This is a genomic window from Bradyrhizobium sp. 138 (assembly GCF_023074075.1).
Classification (GTDB): Bacteria; Pseudomonadota; Alphaproteobacteria; order Rhizobiales; family Xanthobacteraceae; genus Bradyrhizobium.
This window is the reverse complement of record NZ_JADPKT010000061.1, coordinates 1-25,768: the sequence shown is the minus strand read 5'-3', so window position 1 is coordinate 25,768 and position 25,768 is coordinate 1. Positions and strand designations below refer to the sequence as shown.

The 25,768-nt window shown below is 65.6% G+C and carries 20 protein-coding genes; 12 read left to right on the top strand and 8 right to left on the bottom strand.

The features are described 5' to 3' along the window. Window positions 1-140 precede the first annotated feature (140 nt). Entirely contained in the window at window positions 141-740 is a 600-nt protein-coding gene (locus tag IVA79_RS20050) for a TetR/AcrR family transcriptional regulator (protein ID WP_247555851.1), read from the top strand. Window positions 741-743: 3 nt separating this feature from the next. Here the strand turns inward: IVA79_RS20050 and IVA79_RS20045 are convergent, their stop codons facing one another. Both IVA79_RS20045 and IVA79_RS20040 read right to left on the bottom strand, forming a co-directional pair. Continuing rightward, window positions 744-1,217: a hypothetical protein gene (locus tag IVA79_RS20045; RefSeq protein ID WP_247555849.1), complete on the bottom strand. Its 474-nt coding sequence runs from the start codon at window positions 1,215-1,217 to the stop codon at window positions 744-746. Between the two features lie 11 nt (window positions 1,218-1,228). Further along, window positions 1,229-1,729 carry a hypothetical protein gene (locus tag IVA79_RS20040; protein WP_247555848.1) on the bottom strand — a complete coding sequence of 167 codons (501 nt, stop codon included), beginning with the start codon at window positions 1,727-1,729 and terminating at the stop codon, window positions 1,229-1,231. A gap of 282 nt (window positions 1,730-2,011) precedes the next feature. Here IVA79_RS20040 and IVA79_RS20035 point away from each other — a divergent pair, with 282 nt between their 5' ends. The 6 genes from IVA79_RS20035 to IVA79_RS20010 all read left to right on the top strand — a co-directional run bounded on the left by IVA79_RS20035 (window position 2,012) and on the right by IVA79_RS20010 (window position 13,437). Beyond that, on the top strand, window positions 2,012-3,694 hold the full coding sequence (locus tag IVA79_RS20035; RefSeq protein ID WP_247555846.1) for a cache domain-containing protein: 1,683 nt from the start codon (window positions 2,012-2,014) through the stop codon (window positions 3,692-3,694). Window positions 3,695-3,856: 162 nt separating this feature from the next. Continuing rightward, a complete protein-coding gene (locus tag IVA79_RS20030) occupies window positions 3,857-5,578 on the top strand; it encodes an AMP-binding protein (protein WP_247555844.1) in 1,722 nt (573 codons plus the stop codon). A gap of 12 nt (window positions 5,579-5,590) precedes the next feature. After that, window positions 5,591-8,896 (top strand): carboxyl transferase domain-containing protein, encoded by a 3,306-nt coding sequence (locus IVA79_RS20025; protein WP_247555841.1) that lies wholly within the window; start codon window positions 5,591-5,593, stop codon window positions 8,894-8,896. Between the two features lie 94 nt (window positions 8,897-8,990). Next, on the top strand, window positions 8,991-10,838 hold the full coding sequence (locus IVA79_RS20020; protein WP_247555839.1) for a sigma-54-dependent Fis family transcriptional regulator: 1,848 nt from the start codon (window positions 8,991-8,993) through the stop codon (window positions 10,836-10,838). A gap of 124 nt (window positions 10,839-10,962) precedes the next feature. Then, complete coding sequence (locus tag IVA79_RS20015; protein ID WP_247555837.1) at window positions 10,963-11,850, top strand: LysR family transcriptional regulator; 888 nt, start codon at window positions 10,963-10,965, stop codon at window positions 11,848-11,850. A 162-nt stretch (window positions 11,851-12,012) separates the two neighbouring features. Next, complete coding sequence (locus IVA79_RS20010) at window positions 12,013-13,437, top strand: FAD-binding protein (RefSeq protein WP_247555835.1); 1,425 nt, start codon at window positions 12,013-12,015, stop codon at window positions 13,435-13,437. 1 nt (window position 13,438) lies between these two features. Here the strand turns inward: IVA79_RS20010 and IVA79_RS20005 are convergent, their stop codons facing one another. Together IVA79_RS20005 and IVA79_RS20000 are read right to left on the bottom strand one after the other, a co-directional pair. Continuing rightward, window positions 13,439-13,993, bottom strand: a complete 555-nt coding sequence (locus tag IVA79_RS20005) for a flavin reductase family protein (protein ID WP_247555833.1) — start codon at window positions 13,991-13,993, stop codon at window positions 13,439-13,441. Window positions 13,994-14,051: 58 nt separating this feature from the next. Beyond that, window positions 14,052-15,149, bottom strand: coding sequence for an LLM class flavin-dependent oxidoreductase (locus IVA79_RS20000; RefSeq protein WP_247555831.1), 1,098 nt, complete (start codon window positions 15,147-15,149; stop codon window positions 14,052-14,054). Between the two features lie 214 nt (window positions 15,150-15,363). On the opposite strand from IVA79_RS20000, the gene IVA79_RS19995 reads away from it, so the two are divergent. The 3 genes from IVA79_RS19995 to poxB all read left to right on the top strand — a co-directional run bounded on the left by IVA79_RS19995 (window position 15,364) and on the right by poxB (window position 18,742). Continuing rightward, complete coding sequence (locus tag IVA79_RS19995) at window positions 15,364-16,278, top strand: 2-dehydro-3-deoxygalactonokinase (RefSeq protein WP_247555829.1); 915 nt, start codon at window positions 15,364-15,366, stop codon at window positions 16,276-16,278. Window positions 16,279-16,292: 14 nt separating this feature from the next. Then, the gene (locus IVA79_RS19990) at window positions 16,293-16,925 is read left to right on the top strand and encodes a 2-dehydro-3-deoxy-6-phosphogalactonate aldolase (protein ID WP_247555827.1); all 633 of its coding nucleotides are present in this window, start codon (window positions 16,293-16,295) and stop codon (window positions 16,923-16,925) included. Between the two features lie 80 nt (window positions 16,926-17,005). Further along, window positions 17,006-18,742, top strand: coding sequence for a ubiquinone-dependent pyruvate dehydrogenase (gene poxB / locus IVA79_RS19985; RefSeq protein ID WP_247555826.1), 1,737 nt, complete (start codon window positions 17,006-17,008; stop codon window positions 18,740-18,742). Window positions 18,743-18,820: 78 nt separating this feature from the next. Here poxB and IVA79_RS19980 read toward each other — a convergent pair whose 3' ends face one another. Both IVA79_RS19980 and IVA79_RS19975 read right to left on the bottom strand, forming a co-directional pair. Then, a complete protein-coding gene (locus IVA79_RS19980) occupies window positions 18,821-19,213 on the bottom strand; it encodes a hypothetical protein (protein WP_247555824.1) in 393 nt (130 codons plus the stop codon). A gap of 67 nt (window positions 19,214-19,280) precedes the next feature. Continuing rightward, a complete protein-coding gene (locus IVA79_RS19975; RefSeq protein ID WP_247555821.1) occupies window positions 19,281-20,189 on the bottom strand; it encodes a PaaI family thioesterase in 909 nt (302 codons plus the stop codon). Between the two features lie 117 nt (window positions 20,190-20,306). Here IVA79_RS19975 and IVA79_RS19970 point away from each other — a divergent pair, with 117 nt between their 5' ends. Continuing rightward, on the top strand, window positions 20,307-20,627 hold the full coding sequence (locus IVA79_RS19970) for a hypothetical protein (protein ID WP_247555818.1): 321 nt from the start codon (window positions 20,307-20,309) through the stop codon (window positions 20,625-20,627). 183 nt (window positions 20,628-20,810) lie between these two features. Further along, window positions 20,811-22,037: an LON peptidase substrate-binding domain-containing protein gene (locus tag IVA79_RS19965; protein WP_247555815.1), complete on the top strand. Its 1,227-nt coding sequence runs from the start codon at window positions 20,811-20,813 to the stop codon at window positions 22,035-22,037. A 16-nt stretch (window positions 22,038-22,053) separates the two neighbouring features. Here IVA79_RS19965 and IVA79_RS19960 read toward each other — a convergent pair whose 3' ends face one another. Both IVA79_RS19960 and IVA79_RS19955 read right to left on the bottom strand, forming a co-directional pair. Beyond that, window positions 22,054-23,529: an amidase gene (locus tag IVA79_RS19960; protein ID WP_247555813.1), complete on the bottom strand. Its 1,476-nt coding sequence runs from the start codon at window positions 23,527-23,529 to the stop codon at window positions 22,054-22,056. A gap of 117 nt (window positions 23,530-23,646) precedes the next feature. Continuing rightward, a complete protein-coding gene (locus tag IVA79_RS19955; RefSeq protein WP_247555811.1) occupies window positions 23,647-24,759 on the bottom strand; it encodes a ring-opening amidohydrolase in 1,113 nt (370 codons plus the stop codon). Window positions 24,760-25,768 lie beyond the last annotated feature (1,009 nt).

Here is a 25,768-nt window from a genome sequence, read left to right as displayed (position 1 = left end):
GCGCGGCGGATGTGGACGCCGCCGGCTCGGCCGGTTGACGAAACAAGTGACGAAGCGGGCTATCAATCCCGTTCAGTTTTTGACACGATGTCGAGAAAGCATGTTATTGACACCGTGTCAAATATTTTGAGGAGTGGGGTTTGAGGCCGCGCGAATTCGATCACGACGAGGTCCTGCGCATCGCGTTCGAGCAGTTCTGGCGCAAGGGCGTGCGCGGCACTTCGCTGTCCGACATCGCGCGGGATGCCGGCGTCCAGCGCGGCAGCCTCTACAATGCCTTCGGCAGCAAGGAAGCGCTGTTCCTGCAGGCCTATGAACGTTATGCGGGGGATTATCTCGCAGCGCTGCAGAAGGCGCTCGGGACAGGCAGCTTGCGCAAGCGCCTCACGGCGTTCTTCGATCTCACCATCACCAATTTCCGCGCGGGCACGCCCCCGCGCGGCTGTCCAACGACGCGCGGCTTGATGGAGCTCGGCGCCGCCGAAGGCGAGGGGCTTGATGAAGATGCGCGCCAGGCTTTTGCAGGTCTCATCTCGCGCATTACCGCACTGGTTCAGGACACGTTGTCGGCAGGTGCGAAGCACGGCGAGTTCAGCGGAAGCCCTGCGGCCGCAGCGCTGCACATCGTCACAGTGACGCGCGGCCTTGCCGTGCTCGAACGTGCCTTCGGCGACGAGCCGCAATTGCGCAAGGTCGCCGCGCACACGATCGATCTCGTGCTCGGCAGGAAAGGCGGCTAGATGTCAGCACAAGGCCAGCGCGTTGACTGCCCGCGTTGCCGCATCTTCCTTGCCGGCGCCGACGAGCTGGCCAACGATGGATTCAAGCTCGCCCGGCTGGTTGCGGCGCGCGACCGCCAGCAACCGCATCAACTCCGCCTCGTCGTTGGACAGGCGGCGGCAGGACGGCGGCATGAAGCACAGCTCGCACGGCCGGCCGCTGCGCAGGATCCTGACCAGCGCGGCGGCCCGTGCCACCAGCAGCGCACTGTCGGAAATGCCCGGCGCTTCGTCGGCAAAGCGATAGGCCGCTTCCCAGCAATCGGACGCGCCGGTCGTATAGGCCGCCCCGATGAATCGGAACAGCGACAGCGCGACCCGGCAGAAATCATCGTAAGCGTCGATGCAGGGGCGCGCCGCGAGCGCGGCCTGCAGCGGACAGAGCCGCACCTGGCCGGCGTCCGGGATCGCCGCAGAACCGCAAACATCTGGGATCATGAACGATCTCGTCAGTGCAGCGTCGGGCTTCCGACCAGCCAGCTCTTCATCGCCATGGTCCGATCATGGTCGAAGGCGCGCACGTGCCGGTCGGGCAGGATGAGACCCGCCATGCGGAAGATCGTCGCCAGACCCTGCACAGGCGCGAGCGCCCAGTCGGCACCGACCGGCGGCAGCCAGCTCTCGAACCGTTCGCGCGCGATGTCGATGCGGTCCTGTTGTGCCGCGGCAATGGCGTGCAGAATTGCGTGCTCGCTGTCCGACATGCGCGGACAAGTCGGGCAGTGCACCTCGATCGCCGTATGCGCCGTGCAGGCAAAAATCTCGATGATGGCTTCCAGCGAGAGCACGGCATCGCCCACGCGAAAATGGTCGTACACTTGCTGGATGTCGGCGGCGGTCGGAACGGCGCCTCCGCTGCGCGCCTTGGCCCTGAAACCCCAGATGAAGAGTCGTTCCGCCGCGCTGAGGGCGGGAAGGTCGAGAGACCCTCGTGATGTCGATGATTGCATGGAGCCTCTGGCACTTGGCTGCGCTCACGCCAAAGCGGGCGCTGATGTCTGCATCGATCGTTCTGCCAGAGCCCTCTCCAAGTCAACGCGCGGACGGGCGATATCGAGGTGTTCTAGTTTTGAAGAGCTTTACATTCGGATGCGGGGCCGTGACGTAAAAATACGGAAGCGGTGCGCAGCCGCAGGCCTTCGGCGGCCGTTTGGGGGAACCGAATGCTTAAGCCTTTGCTAAGGGGATCGGGATAATCTGGCATATCTGCACCACCAATTTTGCGAGTTCCGATGATTTTCTCCCGCATCAGTTTCAAGCTGGTTCTGATTGTCGGCATCAGCCTCCTCGGCATGATCGCGCTGGCGCCGATTGCGCTGTCGACCCTGCGCGCGCAGATGGTCGCCGATCGCCAGGCCAAGACGCAGCACATGGTGGATATCGGCTACGGCATCCTCGCGCACTATCAGAAGCTCGAGAGCGAGGGAAAACTCCCGCGCGAGCAGGCCCAGGCCGCCGCCATGGCCGAAATCAAGAGCCTGCGTTACGACAAGGTCGAGTATTTCTGGATCAACGACATGGCCCCCAAGATGGTCATGCATCCGATCAAGCCCGAGCTCGACGGCAAGGATCTGTCCGGCATGAAGGACCCCGCCGGCAACGCATTGTTCATGGGCTTCGTCGACGTCGTCAAGAAGCAGGGGGCGGGCTTCTACGGCTACCTCTGGCCGAAGCCCGGCTTCGACCAGCCCGTCGGGAAAATCTCCTATGTGAAGGGCTTTGCGCCCTGGGGCTGGATCATCGGCACCGGCATCTATCTCGACGACGTCGACGCCGTCTTCCGCCAGGCCGCGACGACGTTCGGTTACGTCTGTCTGGCCGTGCTGGTCCTGGTCCTCGGCGCGTCGTTCGTGATCGGTCGCAGCGTGACCCGGCCGCTTGCCAAGATCACCGCGCTGACCGAGCGCCTCGCATCCGGCGACAGCGCCTTCGAGGTGCCCTATACCGACCGCAGCAACGAGGTCGGCGGGCTCGCCAAGGCGCTCGCCGTGTTCAAGGACAACGCATCGGCGGTCGGCCGGATGCATGCCGAGCAGGAAGAGATGAAGCGCAAGGCCGACGAGGAAAAGCGCAAGGCGATGGCCGATCTCGCCGGCAAGTTCGAGGCGAGCGTCCAGGCTGTCGTCCGCGAGGTCTTCAACGAAGCACGTGCGATGCAGCAGGCTGCCCAAGGCATGTCGGAGACCGCGAACAGGGCAAGCGATCGCGCGAGCTTCGTCGCATCCGCCTGCCAGCAGGCCTCGAGCAACGTGCAGACGGTGGCCTCCGCCGCCGGCGAATTGTCGTCCTCGATATCGGAGATCAGCCAGCGCGTCGCGCAGGCCGCGACCGTGGCCGACAAGGCCGCCGCCGACGGACAACGCACCAACGACACCGTGCAGGGGCTGGCTGCGGCCGCGCACAAGATCGGCGAGGTCATCGACCTCATCAACCAGATCGCCTCGCAGACCAATTTGCTCGCGCTCAACGCCACCATCGAGGCGGCGCGGGCCGGCGAAGCCGGCAAGGGCTTTGCGGTGGTCGCGAGCGAAGTGAAGTCGCTGGCGAGCCAGACCGCGAAGGCGACCGACGAGATCGGCGCGCAGATCACCGCGATCCAGGCCGAGACCAATCAGGTCGTCGGCAACATCGAGAGCATCCGCGCCACCATCATGGAGGTCAACGAGATCTCCTCCTCGATCGCCGCCGCCGTCGAGGAGCAGGGCGCGGCCACGCAGGCGATCGCCCACAGCGTGCAGGAGGCGGCCTCCGGCACCGACCAGGTCTCGCAAAACATCTCCGGCGTCACCGATGCGACCGCGGAGACCGGACAGGCCGCCGGCCTCGTGCTGCAATCGAGTGGCCGGCTGACGCAGAAGCTGCAATCGCTCGAGGACGAGGTCAGCACCTTCGTCGCGGGCGTGCGCGCGGCGTAACGAAGAGCGCTGCAACACGGCTGCTTTTTCCGCGTCGCGGCATCGGCCGCGACGCGGATGCTGTTTTCCTTGACATGACCTCTGCCGTGCTCGACGTGTAACGACGTCGCGTGACGGCACGTTCGTGCCCGCGCGAAAAGAAAAGCAGCACGGGGAGACGTCATGAGCCCAGGCCTCAACGAACAGGAATACCTCGCCACCTTGCGCGGCCTGTGGGACAAGGCCTGGCCGAACGGCATGCCGCGTTCGCCGAACTATCTGCACGGCGAAGTTCCCTTGACGGAATATCTGCGCGCCTGGGCGAAGCGCAGCCCCGAGCGGCCTGCGGTGATCTTCTACGGTCACGTCACGACCTACGCGGATCTCGACCGGCAGAGCGACCGTTTTGCCGCGCTGCTCGCGGCCAAGGGCGTCGACAAGGGCGACCGCGTCGCCGTGTTCCTGCCGAACTGCCCGCAATTCCACATCGTGTTCTTCGGCATCCTGAAGCTCGGCGCGATCCATGTCCCGGTCAGCCCGCTGTCGCGCGCGTTCGAGCTGTCCTACGCGCTCAACGACACCCAGGCGGAAGTGATCGTGGCGTTGGACCAACTCATGCCGGTCATCGAGCAGGTCAGGGACGAGGTGCGCCTGCGCGAAATCATCGTCACCAGCTTTGCCGACGTCGTTCCTGCTGCGCCGGCATTTCCGACGCCGGACTCGATCCGCACGCCGCGCGTCGCAGTCGAAGTCGCGACCGATCTGCTGCCCGCACTCGCCGCAATGCCTGCGCCGACGCCGCTGCCGGCGCCCGAGCTCGATGACGTCGCAGCACTCAACTACACCGGCGGCACCACCGGCATGCCCAAGGGCTGCGTCCATACCCATCGCGACATGGTCTATACGGCCGCGGCCAATTACGGCATCTCGGTGCCGTCGGACGAGAGCAGCGTGTTCCTGTCGTTCTTTCCCGAGTTCTGGATCGCGGGCGAGAATTCCGGCCTGATCTTCCCGCTGTTCTCCGGGGGCACGCTGGTTCTGCTGGCGCGATGGGACGCCGTCGGCGCGATGGCGGCGATCGACAAGTACAAGGTCACGATCACCGCGATGCCGGTCGACAGCGCGGTCGAGATGATGGACCATCCACGCTGGAGCGAGTTCGACCTGTCGTCCTTGAAGCAGGTGCGCGTCGTGTCCTTCGTCAAGAAGCTCAATGCCGACTACCGCAAGCGCTGGAAGGATCTCACCGGCACGATCCTGATGGAGGCGGCCTGGGGCATGACGGAGACCCATACCTCCAACACCTTCACGGCCGGCTTCCAGGACGATGACTTCGACCTCGACAACCAGCCGATCTTCGTCGGCCTGCCGGTCCCCGGCGCGGAGTTCAAGATCACCGAGTTCGAGACCGGCGCGCTGCTGCCGCTTGGCGCAGAAGGCGAGATCCGCGTGCGCACGCCGTCGCTGCTCAAAAGCTACTGGAACAAGCCGGAGGCGACCGCGGAGTCGCTCATCGACGGTTGGCTGCGCACCGGCGACATCGGCACCATCGACAAGGACGGCTTCCTGCACTTCCTCGGCCGCCGCAAGGAGATGCTGAAGGTCAAAGGCATGAGCGTGTTTCCGCCGGAGATCGAGGCGCTGCTGGGACAGCATCCGAAGGTGCTTGGCTCGGGCGTGGTCGGGCGCGACGACCCTGACAAGGGCCAGGTGCCAGTGGCCTATATCCAGCTCAAGCCGGAGGCGGTCGGCACCATCTCTGCGGAAGCCCTGCGCGCCTGGTGCGCCGAGCGCATGGCCGTCTACAAGGTGCCGGAGATCCGCATCATTGAAGCCCTGCCGCTGACGGCGACAGGCAAGGTGAAGAAGCAGGACCTCGATCCCAACCGTCCTGCTGCCGTTTGAGTGAGAGATACGATGTCGTTCAAGAAACTCCTGATCGCCAATCGCGGCGAGATCGCTATCCGCATCGCACGTGCTGCGGCTGACGCCGGCATCGCGACGGTTGCGATCCATCCTGCGGACGATGCGCTGTCGCTGCACGTGCGCGTTGCGGATGAGGCGGTCGGAATTCCCGGCCGCGGCGCCCGGGCCTATCTCGATATCGATGCGGTGGTGAAGGCGGCGAAGAGCGCCGGCTGCGATGCCGTGCATCCCGGCTATGGCTTCCTCAGCGAAAATGCCGCGTTCGCCAAGGCCTGCGGCGATGCAGGCATCGTTTTCGTCGGGCCAAAACCGGCCGCGCTGGAGCTGTTCGGCGACAAGGTCGCGGCCCGGCAACTGGCAAAGCGTTGCGGGGTGCCGATCATTGCCGGCACCAGCGGGCCGTCGTCGCTCGACGAGATCACGGCGTTCTTCGCTTCCCTCGGCGGCAATGCGGCAGTCGTGATCAAGGCGATGGCCGGCGGTGGCGGCCGCGGCATGCGCGTGGTGGAGAACACGTCCGATCTTACGGAAGCCTATGCGCGCTGCCAGTCCGAGGCCAAGGCCGCGTTCGGCTTCGACGGTGTCTATGCCGAGCGGCTGATCCGGCAGGCGCGTCATATCGAGGTGCAGATCATCGGCGACCACCACGGTGCGATCTCCCATCTCTGGGAACGCGAATGCACCATCCAGCGCCGCCACCAGAAGCTGATCGAGGTGGCGCCGAGCCCCTCGCTGAGCGATCCCTTGCGCGGCCGCATCATCGAGGCGGCGAAGCAGCTCGCGACGGCTGCCGCTTACGACAATCTCGGCACGTTCGAATTCCTCGTCGACGGCACCGCCGAGGACAGCTTTGCCTTCATCGAGGCCAATCCGCGGCTTCAGGTCGAGCACACCGTCACCGAAGAAGTGCTCGGGCTCGACGTCGTCCGCGCCCAGCTCGCGATTGCTGCGGGCAGCACACTGGCCGCGCTCGGCCTGGTGCAGGGCTCGATCCCGAAGCCGCGCGGCTATGCCATGCAGCTTCGCATCAACATGGAGACGCTGGACGAGACGGGCGCGACGCATCCGACCGGCGGCGTGCTCGCATTGTTCGAGCCGCCCTCGGGCCCCGGCGTCCGCGTCGATAGCTTTGGTTATGCCGGCTACAAGACCAGCGCGGCCTTCGACTCGCTGCTGGCCAAAGTCATCGTGCATACACCGGGCGAAGCCTGGCATGACGTTGTCGCAAAAGCCTCGCGCGCCTTGCGTGAGTTCCGGATCGACGGCGTCGTCACCAACATCGCCTTCCTCCAGGCGGTGCTCGCGCATCCCGATTTCAGGACGAACCGCATCGCGACCGATTTCATCGACCGCAATATTGCCAAGCTCGTGGAAGCCGCCGATGGCGCGGCCAAGCCGCTCTACTTCGCCGCGACCGAGCAGAGCGGCGATCACGGCACCGAAGCGCACGTCGCGCAAGTGGTGCCCGAAGGCACGTTGATGGTCGCAGCGCCCTTGCAAGGCACCATCGTCACCATCCAGGTGAAGGAAGGTGAGATCGTGCGCCCCGGGCAGCAGCTCGCGGTGATCGAGTCCATGAAGATGGAGCATCTCGTCATGGCCGAGCAGGGCGGCCGGGTCATGAAGCTCGCCGCCGGCGACGGCGTCACGCTGATGCATGGCGAAGCCATCATGTATCTCGAGCCGCTCGACGTTGCGGCCGATAGCATGGCCGCGGAAGCCGATGTCGACCTCGATCACATCCGTCCCGATCTTGCCGAGCTGATCGCGCGTCAGGCCAACACGCTGGATGCGAACCGCCCGTCCTCGGTCGAGCGCCGCCGCAACACCAACCAGCGCACCGCGCGCGAGAACGTTGCCCAACTCGTCGATGACGGCTCGTTCATGGAGTACGGAAGCCTTGCGATCGCGGCACAGCGGCGTCGGCGCAAGCTCGACGACCTCATCAAGAACACGCCGGCCGACGGCCTCGTGATGGGCGTCGCGACGGTGAATGCTCGGGAGTTCGGACCCGAAGGCGCGCGCTGCATCGTCGTCGCCTACGACTACACCGTGCTCGCGGGCACCCAGGGCCACATGAACCATAAGAAGATCGACCGCATGCTGACGCTTGCGGAAGACTGGCGCGTGCCGCTGGTGTTTTACGCTGAAGGCGGCGGCGGCCGGCCCGGCGACACCGACCGGCTCGGCATGACCGGCCTCGACGGCCCCTCCTTCGTGCAGTTCGCAAGGCTGTCCGGCCTTGTCCCGGTCGTGGGTGTGGTTTCCGGCTATTGCTTCGCCGGCAACGCCGCGATGCTCGGCTGTTGCGACGTCATCATCGCGACCAAGAACGCCTCGATCGGCATGGGCGGTCCCGCCATGATCGAGGGCGGCGGCCTCGGCGTCTATCATCCGGCGGAGGTCGGCCCTGTGTCGTTCCAGTCGCCGAACGGCGTCATCGACATCCTGGTCGAAGACGAGGAAGAGGCAACCCGCGTCGCGCAGAAGTACCTCTCCTATTTCCAGGGCGCGGTGACGGAATGGCAGGCCGCCGACCAGCGCCTGCTCCGCCGCGCGATCCCTGAGAACCGCCTGCGCGTCTACGACATCCGCAGCGTGATCGACCTCGTCGCCGACAAGGACAGCGTGCTGGAGTTCCGCCGCGATTACGGCCTCGGCATGATCACCGCGCTGATCCGCATCGAGGGCAAGCCGTTCGGCCTGATCGCCAACAATCCGCGCCATCTCGGCGGCGCCATCGATGCCGATGCCGGCGACAAGGCCGCGCGCTTCCTCCAGCTCTGTGATGCCTTCGATCTGCCGATCGTCTCGCTCTGCGACACGCCCGGCTTCATGGTCGGGCCCGAAGCCGAGAAGACCGCGATCGTGCGGCACGTCTCGCGCATGTTCGTCACAGGTGCGAGCCTCACCGTGCCCTTGTTCGGCATCGTGCTGCGCAAGGGCTATGGTCTCGGCGCGCAGTCGATGATCGGCGGCGGCTTCCACGCCTCGTTCTTCACCGCGGCCTGGCCGACCGGCGAGTTCGGCGGCATGGGGCTGGAGGGCTATGTCCGTCTCGGCTTCCGCAAGGAGATGGAGGCGATCGCCGATCCCGAGGAGCGCGAGACCTATTACCGCAACAAGGTCGCCGAACTCTACGCCAACGGGAAAGCCGTCTCGATCGCATCGGTGTTCGAGATCGACAACGTCATCGACTCCGCCGAGACCCGGCGATGGATCATGGCGGGCCTGCGCTCCGTGCCGAAGCCGCCGACGAGGACGGGAAAGAAGCGGCCGTGTATCGATACGTGGTGAGGGCGGTGCAGCAATAGCGGCGTCCGGTTCCCAATTGACATCCCCGCCTGTGGTGCCAGACTTTGCACAATAATACAGGGTGGAGACGTCCGCGATGGCCAGCCTGTCGGCCTCGAACCATGTCGCCCGGGTCTTGTCCGTCGCCAATCATGTGGCCGACGTCGATGCCTCCTCGCGGATTGCCGATTCCTGGCGGCGCTGCCTGATCAGCCACAAGCTCGATCCAGCCCGCCGGGGCCCGCCACAGACGCTGACCGAAGCCGAGATTCGCCACGTCGCCCAGCCCATGGAGGAGACGATCCGGCTCGCAACGTCCGAGCTCGAGGATCTCGCCCGCGTGCTGCGGGAGGCCGGCTATTGCGTCAATCTCGCTGATGCCAACGCGACCATGCTGTTCAGCCGCTTGCCCGGCGAGGCCGACACCGAGATCTTCCTGCGCTGGAAGGTCTATACCGGCTCGAATTTCTCGGAGGCCCATGAGGGCACCAACGGGCTCGGCACCTGCCTTGCGGAACAAAAGCCGATCCTGGTTCATCGCGACGAGCATTTTCGCGAGCAGTGGGGCATCTTCTCCTGTGCCGTGACGCCGCTGTTCGACCCTGCCGGTCGCATTGCAGGCGCCGTCAACATCACATCCTGTCGTGACGATCTCAGCCGCGCCGCGCACCAGCTTGCGCTCGCGGTCACGATGCAGGCGACGCGCCGCATCGAGGGCGCGATCTTTCGCGACCATTTCCGTAACGCCTGGATCGCCACCGTGCCGGGCGAGAGCCGCAGCGGCCTGCTCGCCTATGACGACGATCGCCGCGTCGTCGGCGCGTGCCGGTCCGCGCGCGCACTGCTGGGCCTCACCGACGGCTTGATCGCGTCCGGCATCGACCTGTCGCGCTACATCAAGTTCGATCATCACGCTGCGCACGACGCAGGCGACATCGTCCAGCTGCGCCGCGCCGATGGCAGTCCGTTGGGGCAAGGTCAGATCGCGCCGCCGCAGCGCGCGCGGCCGCTCATCAGGCGCCGCGATCCGCCGGTCGATCGCTTCGATGCGCTGCACCGGCTCGCCGGTCGCGATCCCGGGCTGATCAAAAGCGTTAAGCGGCTCGGAAGCGTTGTTGATCACGACTTGCCGGTGCTGCTGCAGGGCGAGACCGGTGTCGGCAAGGATGTGTTTGCGCGCGCCATTCACGCGGCCAGCAACCGCGCGCGCAACAATTTCGTCGCGCTGAATTGCGCGGCGATGCCCGAGAGCCTGATCGATGCCGAGCTGTTCGGCTACGAGGCCGGCGCCTTCACCGGCGCGCGCCGCGATGGCTCGAAGGGCCTGATCGTGCAGGCCGATGGCGGCACGCTGTTCCTCGACGAGATCGGCGACATGCCGATCGCGCTGCAGACGCGCCTGTTGCGCGTGCTGGAGAACCGCGAGGTCTGGCCGCTCGGCGCGCTCAAGCCTGTGGCCGTCGACATCCGCCTGATCAGCGCCACCCACCGCGATCTCGGCCGCATGGCGGAGGAGGGCGCCTTCCGCGCCGATCTCTATTTTCGTCTGCGCGGCATCGCGATGCGGCTGCCGGCGCTGCGTGAGCGCGCCGACCGGGACGATATCATCCGCCAGATCGCGCGCGAGGAAGCCCCAAGCTGCAGGCTTTCGGACCACGCATGGTCGCAGCTTGCGGCCTACCCGTTCCCCGGCAACATGCGCCAGCTCCGCCACGTGCTGCGGCTCGCCGGCTGCACCGCGGAGAACGGCGTCATCACCGATGCCGATCTCGATCTGCCGCCGTTCGGTGGGCGGACGGAGCCGGATCTCGGCGCGGCCGAGCGCGCCACCATCGTCGAGGCGCTCCGCAAGCACGGCGGCCGCGTGACGGAAGCGGCGCGTGCATTGAAGCTCAGCCGCGCCACGCTGTATCGGAAGATCAAGCTGCTGAAGATCTCATTCTAACGAGTTCGCGGGCTCCTGCCGGAACCCGGACACCGCTCGGCTCTTGATCGGTTCTCGTCGATCAGGCGGCAAACGCGCCGCCGCGCACATACATTCCCGAGAGAGCGAAAGAGGAGAGGATTCGATGGAGGAGATCGAAGTCTTTCTGGCTGTCATCGAGGCCGGCAGCCAGACCGCGGCCGCGCGGCAACTGGGACGGTCGCTCCAGTCCGTCAACCGGCTGCTGACCGCGCTGGAGCGCAGCACCGGTGTCGAACTGGTGCGGCGAACCACCCGGCAATCAGTGGCGACCGAAGCGGGACTGGCGTTCTATCGTCGTGTCAAGCCGGCCTACGCGGAGATCAACGAGGCGCGGCTGGAAGCGGCCAATCGGCGCGTCGAGCCGTCCGGTCTCTTGCGCATTGCCGCACCCGTCCTGTTCGGATCGACGCACGTCGTGCCGGCCATCGCCGCGTTCATGGCGCGTTATCCGCGGATTGAAGCGGATCTGCATGTGTCCGATCGCGCAATCGATGTCGTCGGGGATGGTTTCGACCTCGCCGTGCGGATCAGGGAATTGCCGGACTCGTCGCTGAAGGTCCGCCGGCTCGGCGAGTTGCGTACGGTCGTGTACGGCGCGCCCGGCTATTTCGCGCGCCATGGCCGTCCACGGCATCCCGACGATCTGGCCGATCATCAATGCATCATGCGCGAGACCGGCCGGCGCAACACGGACATGTGGCGGTTCCGGCTTGGTGGCGAGGTGAAGACGGTGCAGGTGAACGGCCGCTTTCGAGCGGATCATGTTACGGCCCTGCATGCCGCCGCCTGTCATGGCGTCGGCGTCGGTTATGGTCCGTTCTGGCAGATCCGCGACCTGATCGATCACGGAGCGCTGGAGATCGTGCTGGAAGATTTCGAGGCGCCCCGGATCCCGGTGCACGCCGTGTTTCCGCCGAGCGCGATACCGCCTGCCAAGACGCGTCTCTTCGTGGATCTGCTGGCGGAGAAGTTGAAGCACGAGCGACTTTGACGTCAACGCCAGTGCCATCGTTCGCGCACAGCAGTGGGGGGAACAGGTCATTCTACCGGATAGCGGGAATGTCTATCCCTCGCGGCGCCGGTTGTCCCAGCAAGTGGTCGATCGCAGCTTGAAGCGGGGGCACATCCGCTTCGCGCGGCGAAGGACCGCATCATGACTCCTGATCGACGTACACTCTTGCATGCGGGCGTCAGCGTCACCGCGACGCTGGCTTCCGCCAGCTTCGCCGGACAGCCTCCAGGCGCTGGCGGCCTGCGGTCACCCAAGGCCCTGCTTGTGGACGATGCGGAATCCTGCGCGGCGGCCGCGCGGGATTTCGGTCACATCATTCACAGGCGGCCGCGGGCCGTCTGCAAGCCGGCGACGAGCGGCGACGTCGCCGACATCCTGCGCTGGGCAAGGCAGCAGGGACTGAAGGTTGCGGCACGCGGGCAGGGCCATGCGACCTATGGCCGGGCCATGGCCGAAGACGGCATCGTATTGGATCTCGGCGCGCTGACGGCGATCCATCGGATCGAGCCGGATCATGTCGTCGTCGACGCCGGAGCGACCTGGCACGCGGTGCTGGCCGCGACCCTGGCCAGGGGGCTCGTCCCGCCGGTCCTGACCAATTACCTTGGCCTCTCCGTTGGCGGCACACTCGCCATCGGAGGAATTGGCGGGTCGTCCTCCCGGCATGGGCTCCAGACCGACCAGGTTCTGGAGCTCGACATCGTCACCGGGGAAGGCATTGAGCTCACCTGCTCGCCGGCCTCGCATGCCGAACTGTTCGATGCCGTTCGAGCCGGGCTTGCGCAATGCGCGATCATCACCAGAGCGACGCTTGCGCTGATGCGCGCACCCGAACGTGTTCGACGCTATCTGCTGTCCTACCCCGATCTCGCTTCGCTGAGCGCCGATCAGCAGCGTGTTCTGGCCGAGCAGCGCTTCGATCAGTTGCAGGGGGCCGTCGTGCCCGACGGTGCCGGCGGCTGGCGCCATCAATTGGAAGCAGGTGTCTTCTACGACGGCGACACGTTGCCCGACGAAAAGGTTCTGTTCGCGGGTCTCTCCGACAAGCGTGAGACCGTCTCCGACATGGCCTTTGGTGACGACGCCAATGCCTTCGCAAAGCTCGAAAAGCTTCTGCGATCGAACGGACAATGGTTCAATCCGCATCCCTGGCTGCTGACCTATTTGCGTGGCAGCAACGCGCTCGAGGTCGCAAGCGAGGTCATTGCCGGGCTGAACAGCGATGACCTCGGTCCGTTCGGGCGGATCACGTACTACCCGATGTTCACGGACGGGTGCCGCGCGCCGCTGCTTCGGTTGCCGGACGAACGCGTCGTGTTCCCGTTCAATCTCATTCGTATCCCTGCGGTGGCGGACAAGGCGAATGCGGACCGGCAGGTCGCGCGCAATCGCGCAATTTACGACCGCATTCGCGGCGCAGGCGGGATGCTCTACCCGGTGAGTGCGCTTGCCATGTCATCACAGGATTGGGCGGATCATTTCGGCCCGAGATGGCCGCTGTTGCGCGAAGCCAGGCGCCGTCATGACCCGGAAGGCATCCTCACGCCCGGATATGATCTGTTCTAGATCAGGAAAAATCGGACCAGCTCAAGTGGCGTGAATCGAGGTCGCCGACCGTCACCGTCTCGCGCATCTCTTGTGGCGTGTGAAAACTGCTGCGCAGGTAGATCAGCGGCCTCGCCGCATCCGCATGCGACACGCCGCGCACCTCGCCGATGAAAATCGAATGCGTCCTGGTCTCGAACTCCTGTGCGAGCACGCAGTCGAATGCGGCGACTGCGTCGGTCAAGACCGGCGCGCCGGTCACGCTGCGCGCCCACTGGCCGAAAGCAAAGCGGTCGTCGCCGTTGACGCCCTTCTGGCCGCTGAAGGTGAGCGCGAGCAGCGCATGATCCTCGTGCAGGAAATTGATCGCGAAGGCCCCTTCCTCGCGGATGCGCGCATGCGCGCTGGCGTTGCGGTTGACGCAGACGATCAGCGAGGGCGGCGAGTCCGACAGCGAGCAGGCCGACGTCACCGTCAATCCCGTGCGCTTGCCGTGTTCGGCGCCGACGGTGACCAGCGCGACGGCACCGGCGCATTGGCGCATCGCCTGCTTGAAATCCTTTGCGTCCACGCTCACGCGGAAATCTCCGAAAATCGCTGCGGGTGCGGCACGATCGCGCCGCACCCGCATTGGGTCAAGCCGCCTTCTTCGCGGAGCCGAGACGCGCAAGGCGCGGCATCACCTCGTTCTTCAGCAGCGACAGCGAGTGGTGCCAGGCTTCCGGCTTGTGCTTGTAGTCGAAGCCGAACACGCAGAGCACGCCGAAGCCGCCGACCTCGTCGTAGATGGTCTCGATCTTTTCGGCGACGGTCGCGGGCGAGCCGACGATCCAGTTCCGCTTGGCGCAATATTCGACCGTGACGTCGCTGTCCGGCACGTCGGGCGCGTGCTTCAGATAATCCTTGAAGCCGAAATGGCCGAGCAGCGGCAGGAAGTACTCGCTCATCATCCGGCCCATCATGTCGCCGGTGGAGAGCTTCCAGGCCTCTTCATCGGTGTCGGCGACGAACACTTCGCGCACCAGACGCCAGTCCGCGCGGTTCGGCTTGCGCCCGGTCTTGGCGGCGCCAATCTCGACCGAATCCCAGTGGCTGCCGACATAGGCCGGGTTGAGGTTGAGGCTCATCGGAATGAAGCCGCGCTCGCCCGCGAGCTTCAGCGTGTCCGAGCTCTTCGAGAGACCAGCGACGCCGATCGGCGGATGCGGCGCCTGCAGCGGCTTGATGTGCGGCTTGAGGAAGTCGAACATCGTGTCCGGCTTGGTCACCGTCCAGAACTTGCCCTTGTAGGTGAAGGGTGCGGGATCAGACCAGAGTTTCAGAATGATCTCCAGCGCCTCGCGGGTCATGTCGCGGTTCTGTCCGCTCATGCCGTCGACGTTGAACATCGCCCAGTCGCTCGGCAGCCCGGATGCGGCGACGCCGAAATTGAGCCGGCCCTCGGAGAGATTGTCGAGCATCGCGACGCGATTGGCGAGCTCGGCCGGGTGGTGATAGGGCAAGAGGAAGCCGCCCGGCCCGATGCGAAGCTTCTTGGTCTGCATCAACGCCTGCGCGATCAGAAGGTCGGGCGTGGGGTTGGGTTCCCAAGGCGCGGTGTGGTGCTCGCCGACCCAGGCCTCCTGATAGCCGAGCTCGTCGAGCCAGCGCATGACCTGCAGGTCCCAGTCGTTCCCTTCCTTCAGGCCGCACTCCGGCGGATGCGAAGGCATCGTGAAATAGCCGATCTCCATGGGTTTCCTCATCTGATGTTGACGCGTCTTGTCGCGCGTTGACGAAGTTGAGTGCGGAGCCATGAGCAAGCGGTGTGCCAGCGCCGCAGCGGCTCGGCTCCCGCGAGAAAAGGCTGGTTTGCGGCGGCAATAGCCGATATCCCGGGGCAGATTTGCCAAGCGTCGTCTCATTGTCGCGAGACGGCGTCTTGACGCTGAGACGAGGACAGTTCGAATGACCGAACCCGCTTATGTCGCGGTGGACTGGGGCACCAGCAGTTTCCGCCTGTGGCTGGTCGATCGTGCCGGCCAGGTGCTGGCCGAACGACGCAGCGATGAAGGCATGCTGGCCGCCGCCAAGACCGGCTTTCCCGCCGTGCTGCAATCGCATCTTGCGGCGATTGAGACGCCGGATCAGCTGCCGGTTCTCGTCTGCGGCATGGCCGGCGCCAAGACCGGCTGGGTCGAAGCCGGCTATGTCGACACGCCGGCGCCGCTCTCGGCCGTGCTGAAACAGGCCGTGCGCGTCCCGGGCGACGCGCGCGACATCCGGATCTTGCCGGGCATCGCACAACGCGACGCCGGCGCGCCGGATGTCATGCGCGGCGAGGAAACCCAGCTGCTCGGTGCGCTCGGCCTCGAGGCTGCCGGCGAGGCGCTGGTCTGCATGCCCGGCACGCATTCGAAGTGGGTGCGCGTCAAAGACGGCATCGTCGAACGTTTCTCCACCTTCATGACCGGCGAGCTCTTCAGCGTGGTCTCGCGCGAGACCATCCTGTCGTTCGCGGTCGCGGGCGCCGACGAGGCCGAGGATGTCGCGAGCTTCAAGGCGGCGGTCAAGGTCGCCTACGCGGCGCCGGCCTTCGCCGCCAATCTGTTGTTCGGCGCGCGGTCGCGCCAGCTTCTGTTCGGCGGCACGCCGGCTGCGGCGCGCGAGACGCTGTCGGGCACCTTGATCGGCGTCGAGCTCGCGGCCGGACTGTCCGGCACCGTGCCGCAAGCGGGCGTCAAGCTGATTGCCTCGGGGCGGCTTGCGATGCTGTACCGGCTGGCGTTCGAGGCACTGTCTGTGACCTCAGGGCCGGTCGATGCCGATGAAGCCGTCCGCCGCGGCCTGTCGATGGCGGCGGCCGCGATCTGGACCAAGTAGAAAGGATTTTTGAGATGACCGTTCCCTTTCCGCCGATGAAGCGGCCGCTGGTCGCGATCCTGCGCGGCGTCAGGCCCGAGGAGACCGAAGCCATCGTCGGCGTGCTGATCGAAGCCGGCATGACCGCGATCGAGATTCCCCTGAACTCGCCGGATCCATTCCGCTCCATCGCGACGGCCGTGAAGCAGGCGCCTTCAAGCGTGCTGATCGGCGCCGGCACGGTCTTGACCACCGCGGATGTCGATCGCCTCAACGACGTCGGCGGCAAGCTTATGGTCTCGCCGAATGTGGACACGCAGGTGCTCGCGCGTGCGCATCAATACGCCATGGTGACGCTGCCCGGCGTGTTCTCGCCGACCGAAGCGCTGCTGGCCGCGCGCTCCGGCGCGTCGGGATTGAAGTTCTTTCCGGCGAGCGTGCTCGGTGCCTCCGGCATTGCCGCGATCAAGGCGGTGTTGCCATCAGGCATGATGATCGCTGCCGTCGGCGGCGTCTCCGACCAGAATTTTGAAGAGTACATCAAGGGCGGCGTGACCGCGTTCGGGCTCGGCTCCAGCCTCTACAAGCCCGGCATGAGCGCCGCCGATGTCGCCGCTCGCGCGAAGGCAACGATCGCGGCTTATGATCGGGCGATTGCGAAAGATTGAGCCGGCAATAAACTAGCCGTGATGCCGTCACCATCGCGCGTTATCCTATCTTGCACACCCAGCGAGATCAGGAGACCGACATGGCGATCAACAACGTGGCCGATCTGTTCGTGGCAACGCTCGAACAGGCCGGCGTCAAGCGCATCTATGGCATTGTCGGCGACAGCCTGAACGCCCTGACCGAGGCGCTGCGCCGCCGCGGCACGATCGAATGGATCCATGTCCGCCACGAGGAGGTCGCCGCCTTCGCCGCCGCCGGCGAAGCGGAGATGACCGGGAGCCTTGCGGTGTGCGCGGGCTCCTGCGGTCCCGGCAATCTGCATCTGATCAACGGCCTGTTCGACGCGCATCGCAGCCGCGTTCCCGTGCTGGCGATCGCCGCGCAGATCCCGACGGCCGAGATCGGCGGCGGCTATTTTCAGGAGACGCATCCGCAGAACCTGTTCCGCGAGTGCAGCCATTATTGCGAGCTGGTCTCCGATCCGAGCCAGCTTCCCTTCGTGCTGGAGAACGCCATCCGCGCAGCGGTCGGCCTGCGCGGCGTCGCCGTCGTCGCCATGCCCGGCGACGTCGCGTTCCGCAGCCCGCCGAAGCGCGCGCTGTCGACGTCGCGCGGCCTCAACGTGCCGGCGCCGAAGGTGATGCCGCAGGCAGATGAGCTGAAGGCACTCGCCGACCTCCTCAACGGTGCCGAGCGCATCACCCTGTTCTGCGGCCGCGGCTGCGCCGGCGCGCATGCACCCTTGATGCAGCTTGCGGAGGCGCTGAAGAGCCCGATCGTGCATGCGCTCGGCGGCAAGGAGCATGTCGAATACGACAACCCTTACGACGTCGGCATGACCGGCTTCATCGGCTTCTCCTCGGGCTATGCGGCCATGCACGCCTGCGACGCACTGGTGATGCTCGGCACCGATTTTCCCTACAAGCAGTTCTTCCCGACGGACTGTCAGATCGCGCAGATCGACATCCGCCCGGAAAATCTCGGGCGGCGCTGCAAGATCGATCTCGGCCTCGTCGGCGACGTCAAGCTCACCATCGAGGCGCTGCTGCCGTTGCTGAAATCAAAGACGCAGCGCAAGCATCTCGACGATGCCGTCGCGCATTACAAGAAGGCGCGCGAGGGCCTGGATTCGCTCGCCAAGGGCACGCCGGGAAGCAAGCCGATCCATCCGCAATATCTGGCAAAAGTCATCAGCGACCATGCGAGCGAGGATGCCGTGTTCACCGCCGATGTCGGCACGCCGACGGTGTGGGCCGCGCGCTATCTCGACATGAACGGCCGCCGCCGGCTGATCGGCTCCCTGGTGCACGGCTCGATGGCCAATGCGATGCCGCAGGCGATCGGCGCGCAGGCGGCGCAGCCCGGCCGGCAGGTGATCTCGCTGTCGGGCGACGGCGGCTTCACCATGCTGATGGGCGATCTGATCACGCTGACGCAAGAGAAGCTGCCGGTGAAGGTGGTCGTCTTTAACAACGGCGTGCTCGGCTTCGTCGCACTGGAGATGAAGGCGGCCGGCTTCGTCGACACCAATGTCGATTTGGAGAACCCTGACTTTGCGGCGATGGCGCGCGCGATGGGCATCTTTGCCAAACGCGTCGAGGATCCCGGCGAGCTTCCCGGTGCTGTCAAGGAGATGCTGGCCCATAACGGCCCGGCGCTGCTCGACGTCGTCACCGCCAAGCAGGAACTGTCGATGCCGCCGACCATCACGGCCGAGCAGGTCAAGGGCTTCAGCCTCTGGGTCTTGCGCGCGGTGATGAACGGCCGCGGCGACGAGGTGCTGGATCTTGCGAAGACGAATTTGCTGCCGCGCTAATTCGGCTGAGGCAGCTCGGCCGACCTCTCCCGAAGGGAGAGGTCGGATCGCATCGAAAGATGCGATCCGGGTGAGGGGTTATGGTCTCGCTGAGTGCTGCGGCCCCTCACCCGGATTGCTGCGCAATCCGACCTCTCCCCGCTGGGGAGAGGTGAAGGTCCGCCAGTGCAGCACAATTCCAACGAGCAGGGCCGGCAGGAAACCGAGCACGATCAGGAAATGCGGCAGCTGCGTCGGTGAGACGAAGGCGATGGCGATGTCCGAGATCAGCCAGAGCGCTGCGAACATCACCGCAAAGTCGATTCGCGGGCAGCGCAAATAGTAGAACACGGCGGTGATGACGATCGCGGGGCCGATCGCAACGGCGATCATGATCGCGGTCAGCTCCTTCGGCGTCAACGCGTCGAGCATCATCGAGGCCAGCAGCCAGAGTGCGGCGAACATGGCGACGATGTCGAGCGGGTGCCGCAATCCAATACCTCTCACAGGGACGCGCTATCGTTGTGGCCGGGACTGCCGCCGTCAAGTCAAAAGGCGCTTATTCCTCGTCACGTCCCGGCGTCGGGCGCAGCATGAAATGACCGAAAGCGGTGGCGATCTGCTTGTTCGCATCGTCCTGCCAGGCGCGCGCCTCGAAGGCGACGATGCGCCGTCCCTGCTTGACGATCGAGACATCGGCGAACGTGTCGAGGGCGCGGCCGGAACGCAAATAGTTGACGGTGAGGCCGATCGGCTTCGGCGGCGCGGCAATGCCGAGCTCGCGCGCGACGCCGATGATCGCGGTGGTCTCGAGGAAGGCGCCCGTCATGCCGCCATGGATCGCGGGCAGGATCGGATTGCCGATGATCACAGGCGAGAACGGCATCGTCAGCGTGCCGTCGCCGTTGACGCGGATGCCGAGGCAGCGCGCAAACGGGCTGCGCGCGAACGGTCCGTCCGGATCCTCCGGCGCCTCCAGCGTCGGGATGCTCCGTGCATCCGTCCTGCGGTCCGCGAGCATGTTGGTGCGGTTGGCGCCGATCATGAAGCAGGCGGTCGCGGTCGCCACCGGATCGTCCTCGGATTCCTGATAGGCGGTGGAGCGCACGAAGGCGATCGAGCGCGTGGTGCGGTTGCAGACCGAATGCGCCTTGATGTCGAGGCCGGGCGTCGCCGGCTTCTGATAATCGATGCGCAAATCGAGCGTCGCGATCGCGCGCGTACCGTCGAGCGCGAGCTGCACCGCCATGCCGCAGCTCTCGTCCAGCATGGCGGTGACGACGCCGCCATGCAGCACGCCGGTCTCGGTGTCGCCGACGAAGACGGGACGGTAGGGCAGGCTGGACCAGGCCTCGGCGGGCGCAAAGCGGTCGAGCTGGAGCCCGCTGATTTGGCCGTAGTCGGAACGCCGGCCCTTGATCGCCTCGGCGAGTTCCTCGAACGGCAGCGTGGTCGATATGGTGCTCATGGGAAGGTTCTAGACCAGTGTCGGGCGCTGCGCAAAACCCCTGAAGGGGCCTCGACAGAGCGGGCCGAAGCGTCGATGGTGGGCGCTTCGTTCGTCGATGACTGCAAGGAGTCCCCCATGGCCGATCCCGAAACGCCCGCCGCCAACCAGGGGCCCGTCACCATTTCGACCTCGAGCTCGGAGCGGGCGCCGATCATCTATTTCGACGGCGCGTCCTGCTTCGGCCATCACAACGGCGCGATCCAGATCGAGCTCGCCGCGAACCTGTTGATGCCGGTCGGCGCCGCCGTCAGGGTCGACGTGGTCCAGACCGCACACCTACGTTGCAGCGTGGCTGCAGCGCTGGCGCTGCGCGAAGCCCTCGACAAGGCGCTGGCGATGTACAAGCAGGGCCAGCAGCAGCCCGCGGCAGAGGAGATTCCGGCGGTGAAGAACTGAGATCGCAATTGACAGCGATTTAGCTTTGCGTCACCTTCCGTGCAGGTTGATACGACCTGCCGGTTGCACCCTCCGTGGAATGGTGAACGTATCGAGCCCTTGATCGGCCCCCTTTGCCCGAGCGACCGGGTCAGCAACGCAACCACCTGACACTCCTGGATCGCTCATGCAGAGGACGAACCGATGCGCGATTTTCGCGATGCCAAGGCTATGGCGCAGACCCTGCGCGAATCCCTGACCACCAAGGCCGTCACCGTCAGTCACAGCGAAAGCCTCGAACTGGTGTCGAGAATGCTGGGCGTTGCCGACTGGAATACGCTGTCGGCAATGCTTCACGCCGAGCGGCGCGAGGCAGCTGCGCCGATTGCAAAGCTCAAGAGCGCGACCGCAATCTATCCCGCGGTCCCGTTGCGCGACTTCGTGCCGTTTCCAGGCGCAACCTTTCCGTTGTTCGTCGGGCGCGAGAACACGATGCTCGCCCTCAACCATGCGTTCGAGGGCACACGTGAGATGGTCTGTGCGATTCAGCGCGACGCGACCGTCGATGAGCCGCAATCTGCCGACGTCTACGAGATCGGTCTGCTCGCTCAATTGGTCGAGCTCGAACGGCTCTCCGACGGCTCTATCAGGGTGCTGACGCGCGGAATCCGCCGCGTCGGGCTCCGCAGCTTCGCGGCGACGAACTGCGGCTACCGGGCCGAGGCTTCCGAATTGCCCGAGAGCCAGTCTGCAGCCGCGCCTGACCTGGTCCGCCGAACCATCCAGCGCTTCGAGGATTACGCGGCGGCCCATGGTCTGCTCATGCCCGATGTCTGGCTGCTTCTCGATCAAACGCGCGACATTGGGCATATCGCGGACACAATTGCGCCGCGGATGAAGCTGTCGGTCAAGGACAAGTACGAACTGCTGGCAATTCTCGATCCTGTGAAGCGGCTGGCGAAGATCGATGCAATGGAGGATCTGTCGTCTCGTCCGCTCAGTCCGGCCTATGTCGCCACGCGCCGCCGGGCCCTTGAACTCGCCGACCGACGCCGCCATCAATTTGCAACGCTGGAACATCTTCTGCTGGCGTTGTCCGAAGACGGTGATGCCGCGCCTGTCCTGCAGACCTGCAACGCCGATCTCGGCACGCTCAGGCAGAACCTGACCGACTATCTCGACAAGGAACTCGCTCACATTGTGGTCGAGACCGGCACCGCCGAGCCGACCGCTGCTTTCCAACGTGTTGACCGCCGTGCCGCGTTGCATGCCCAGCAGGTTGGCAATCCCGGCGTGACGGGTGTCGATGCACTCGTCGCTCTGTTTCCGGAGACGCGAAGTCCTGCGGCGCGCTTGCTCGCTGAGCAGGGCATATCGCGCTGGCGCGTGGACAAGGCCATCGCGCAAGCGAGTGCCAAGGACAAGGGCTAGAGGAGGAGGCGGCAGCTCACGCCTTGGTCACATGCACCTTTGCGGACCTGCCGCCGTTCCACTTGCCGTCCAGCGCGCGCTCGATCTGGGCGGCGAGCTGCAGCAGCAGGCCGTCATTGGCCTGCTTGGCGATGGCCTGGATGCCGAGCGGCAGGCCGTGCTCCTGGGCCGCCATCGGCATCGAGATCGCGGGCATGCCGCAGAGATTGGCGAGCGGCGTGAAGGCGAAGAAGCGCCACAGATTGCCGAACCAGTCCAGCACATCGGGATTGTCGGAGATGGTGAGATATTCCCTGGTGCCGACCTTCGGCGTCGGCAGCGCGGTGATCGGCGTCAGGATCACGTCCCACTGCTCGAAGAAGGCGCCGAAGCCGCGCGACGTCGTGTTGAACACGCCCTGCATCTTCGCCCGCTCGGCGAAGCTGGTGTGCCGGCCGGCTTCCCAGATCCGGATGTTCATGGGCTCGATCAGATCTTCCGGCGGCTTCTCCAGCCCGCGCGCGGCGAGCATGTTCGAGATCACCACCGCGAAGTTCGAGATGTAGCACATCGTCTGCGCTTCGAAGGCGGCGCGGAAATCGAGCTCGGGCAGGGCGTAGTCGACGTGATGGCCGAGGCCTTCGAGGAAGCGGCCGGTTTTCTCCAGCTCGGCTGCGAGCTCCGGCGTTGCCTTGTAGTCGCCCCAGGTGTGAGAGAGCGCGATGCGCAGCTTGCCAGGATCGCGCTTGATCATCTCGCAATATGGCTGCGCCGTGGTCCAGAACGGCATGAACTCGCCGGGTGCCGGCCCGCGGGCATGATCGACGAACGCCGCGGTGTCGCGTACCGAGCGCGACTGGCAGCCCTGGATCGAGACGAGGCCGGTGAGATCGGACATGTGCGGCGCCAGCGAAAAAACGCCGCGCGAAACCTTCAACCCAATATTGCCGTTGACGCCGGCGGGAATGCGGATCGAGCCGCCGCCGTCGGTGGCATGCGCGATCGGCACCACGCCGGCGGCCACCATCGCAGCGCTGCCCGCGGACGAGCCGCAGGTGGTGTAGTCGGTATTCCAGGGATTGCGGGTGACGTAGACGGCGGGATTGTCGGCCGAAGAGCACACGCCGAATTCCGGCGTTGTGGTCCGTCCGATCAAATTGAGCCCCGCCTGGCGGAATTTGCCGGTCAGGAACGTGTCGGCGCTGGCGCGATTGCCGCGCATCAGCAACGAGCCCATTTCCTGCAGCCGGCCCTTCATGGTCGGCCCGAGATCCTTCATCAGGAAGGGCAGGCCGGCGAAGGGACCTGCGAGATTGGCGCCGTCCTTGGCGGGATCGGCGATCACGTCCTCGAACAGCTCGACCACGCCCGACAGCGCCGGATTGACCTTGGCAATGCCCGCCGCGGCCTGGCGCGCCAGCTCCTTCGCCGTCAGCTCGCCCTTGCGGACGCGCCCTGCCAGCGCGACGCCATCGTGCTGCGCCCATTCCGTCCAGCTCATCGGCAAAGTCATGAAGTCCTGATCTCCGTAAAGTGCTGCGCCACCTTTTTCGCAAGGGACCACCTGAATCAACTAAGCCGGCGCGAGGGGCAGGGTTGCGTGGGGCGGAGAGGTGAGGTGAAGGCCGTCTCAATCCGACAGTCGTGCGATCGCTGCAACCGGTCCACCGCCCGCCGGCCCCTGATGCTCGGCGCCGCCTGAGACATAGACGGCCCCGGTGCCCGCGAGACCTGCAATCAGGCCGCCGACCGCGGCGCGGGCGTGGCGGGTCGAGCTGATGTCGGTGTCCTCCAACATGGTGTGGCGAAAGCCGCGCACGCTGCCATCAGGCGAGGCCTCCGCCTTGGCGAAGACGTTGACGAGTTCGCGGCCCTTCGTTGCCTGCGGCGCGACATCAAGTCCGACGCTTTGCAGCGCTGTGATCACCGCGGCGGCGTCGATGGCATCGCTCATCACGGCATGCCCGATTTCGAATTCGCTGACTGATGCCGCCGAATTGCCGAGTACGATGACGACATTGTGCATCAACTCGATTCCGGACGAGGTCGAGGCGACCTTCGAGAACAAGTCGTATCGCCGTAGCACGTCGTCGTCGCGGACATCGGGAGCTATCTCACCGAGCGCGACGGCAACGCCGAGCGCGGAGGCGCCTCGGGAATAGGCCATCGAGGCGTAGGCGCTGGTCGTCGCCGTCTTGTTGCCGCGCGCGCCTGCGGCTTCGACGCGATCGCTGGTGAGCAGCGGACACTTGATCTGCACGAAATGGACGTCGGCGGGATCGGTGATGCCGGCATCCACCATCGCGGTCTTCACCGCCTTCGACGTCTCCGTGATCTGCGCGGAGCGCCCGAGCTCCTCGGGCAGGAAATCGCGGGTGTGCGCCATGCCGATGGCGAGGCGCTTGCCTGCGATGCCCGCCGGCCGCTGCGGGACGTCCTGGCGCGTGAACACCGTGATGTGCGGGCTGAGCACACCCTCGGTGCCGCCCGACATCACGAAGGCGATCCGCTGCTCGACCTCGGGCGCGGTCAGGCCGAGCTGCGGCGCCAGCGCCGTGCAGAGCGCGGCAACGGCGTACTCCCGGGTGAAATCATTGACACCGCCATTGCCCTCGGTCTTGCCCAGGATGGCGAGGATCGATTTGGGATCGATCGCGCCGGAGCCGATCATAGCCGTGAGGCTGGAGACGTCGCCGGGGCCCTCGGTGGCGAGCTTGAAGACGCCGACCGATGTGCTGCGCATGGAATATCCTCGTCGAAAGTTCGCTGGTCCGGCAGGGGCAACCAGCCGTGGAAGTGACGTGCATGTCAAGGTGTCGTGCGATCGATGGGCCACGCGGTATGGCCCCGAGTGCGGCATGCGCGCCGGCGGCCGTCCGTGCCTGTGTCGGCCTCTGTCAATCCATGTGCGCAAAAATATTCCGCTTTACCGAAATTCGGTTTCGGCGTATGTGTCGGCCATCCTGATCCGGCGAAAGGGGCGGTCGTACGTCGTCACGAGCCGCGGATCGGGGAGCGGTGGACGCGGCAGCGTCGTGCACGAATGGCGGGAGCAGGGCGGGATGAACCCCGTGAGGTCCTGATCGCGTGCGGACGAGCGGCGCTGTTGCGTACGGCCAAATCGCGTGGTCCTGGCTGTCGATGCTACAGCCAAGCCTTGCGGAGGTGCGCTGAGCCCAACCGGGCGACGCGCGCTGCCAATTCGCGAGGTGACGGAGGCCAAAGGAAAGGTCGGCTCCCGGGAGAGCGCGCCATACGCCGTCAAACATCGCGCAGGGAAGGCCGGACGTTCTCGGCTTCACCTGTCCATCCGTTGTGCATGGCGTGTGCATTCTCATCGCACGACGGACAGCGGGTGCCAGCCGGCGCCCGGCCTTCCCTGCGCCCTTTCGTTTTCAGGGCGCGATGCGAAGAGCAAAACTCGGGCGAAACAAGCCGCGAGAAGGTGAAGGTGTGTCTGCGCATCACAACCGCCGACATCGTAGGGTGGGCAAAGGTGCCCTTGCGCCGTGCCCACCATGTCTCTCGATCGCGAAAAATGCGTGGGCACGCTTCGCTTTGCCCACCCTACGGCACTGAGGTGCGAGCCCTGCGGCGCAACGCACGCCTCGCGCCTCAGATCCTATGGGGCGGCGGGTGGTCAAGAGGTTAGAATTGGATTGCCAACCACCCAGCCTCGGAGGACCAAGATGATCAAGCTCGATCGCACTGACGCACCCGCCGCTGCAGAGTATGCCACAGTCTATCTGGCT

Excerpts from the sequence above, each read along its gene's own strand:
- IVA79_RS20045 (WP_247555849.1), bottom strand. The coding sequence starts at position 1,217 with ATGATCCCAGATGTTTGCGGTTCTGCGGCGATCCCGGACGCCGGCCAG.
- IVA79_RS20040 (WP_247555848.1), bottom strand. The coding sequence starts at position 1,729 with ATGCAATCATCGACATCACGAGGGTCTCTCGACCTTCCCGCCCTCAGC.
- IVA79_RS20035 (WP_247555846.1), top strand. The coding sequence starts at position 2,012 with ATGATTTTCTCCCGCATCAGTTTCAAGCTGGTTCTGATTGTCGGCATC.
- IVA79_RS20030 (WP_247555844.1), top strand. The coding sequence starts at position 3,857 with ATGAGCCCAGGCCTCAACGAACAGGAATACCTCGCCACCTTGCGCGGC.
- IVA79_RS20025 (WP_247555841.1), top strand. The coding sequence starts at position 5,591 with ATGTCGTTCAAGAAACTCCTGATCGCCAATCGCGGCGAGATCGCTATC.
- IVA79_RS20020 (WP_247555839.1), top strand. The coding sequence starts at position 8,991 with ATGGCCAGCCTGTCGGCCTCGAACCATGTCGCCCGGGTCTTGTCCGTC.
- IVA79_RS20015 (WP_247555837.1), top strand. The coding sequence starts at position 10,963 with ATGGAGGAGATCGAAGTCTTTCTGGCTGTCATCGAGGCCGGCAGCCAG.
- IVA79_RS20010 (WP_247555835.1), top strand. The coding sequence starts at position 12,013 with ATGACTCCTGATCGACGTACACTCTTGCATGCGGGCGTCAGCGTCACC.
- IVA79_RS20000 (WP_247555831.1), bottom strand. The coding sequence starts at position 15,149 with ATGGAGATCGGCTATTTCACGATGCCTTCGCATCCGCCGGAGTGCGGC.
- IVA79_RS19995 (WP_247555829.1), top strand. The coding sequence starts at position 15,364 with ATGACCGAACCCGCTTATGTCGCGGTGGACTGGGGCACCAGCAGTTTC.
- IVA79_RS19990 (WP_247555827.1), top strand. The coding sequence starts at position 16,293 with ATGACCGTTCCCTTTCCGCCGATGAAGCGGCCGCTGGTCGCGATCCTG.
- poxB (WP_247555826.1), top strand. The coding sequence starts at position 17,006 with ATGGCGATCAACAACGTGGCCGATCTGTTCGTGGCAACGCTCGAACAG.
- IVA79_RS19975 (WP_247555821.1), bottom strand. The coding sequence starts at position 20,189 with ATGAGCACCATATCGACCACGCTGCCGTTCGAGGAACTCGCCGAGGCG.
- IVA79_RS19970 (WP_247555818.1), top strand. The coding sequence starts at position 20,307 with ATGGCCGATCCCGAAACGCCCGCCGCCAACCAGGGGCCCGTCACCATT.
- IVA79_RS19965 (WP_247555815.1), top strand. The coding sequence starts at position 20,811 with ATGCGCGATTTTCGCGATGCCAAGGCTATGGCGCAGACCCTGCGCGAA.
- IVA79_RS19960 (WP_247555813.1), bottom strand. The coding sequence starts at position 23,529 with ATGACTTTGCCGATGAGCTGGACGGAATGGGCGCAGCACGATGGCGTC.
- IVA79_RS19955 (WP_247555811.1), bottom strand. The coding sequence starts at position 24,759 with ATGCGCAGCACATCGGTCGGCGTCTTCAAGCTCGCCACCGAGGGCCCC.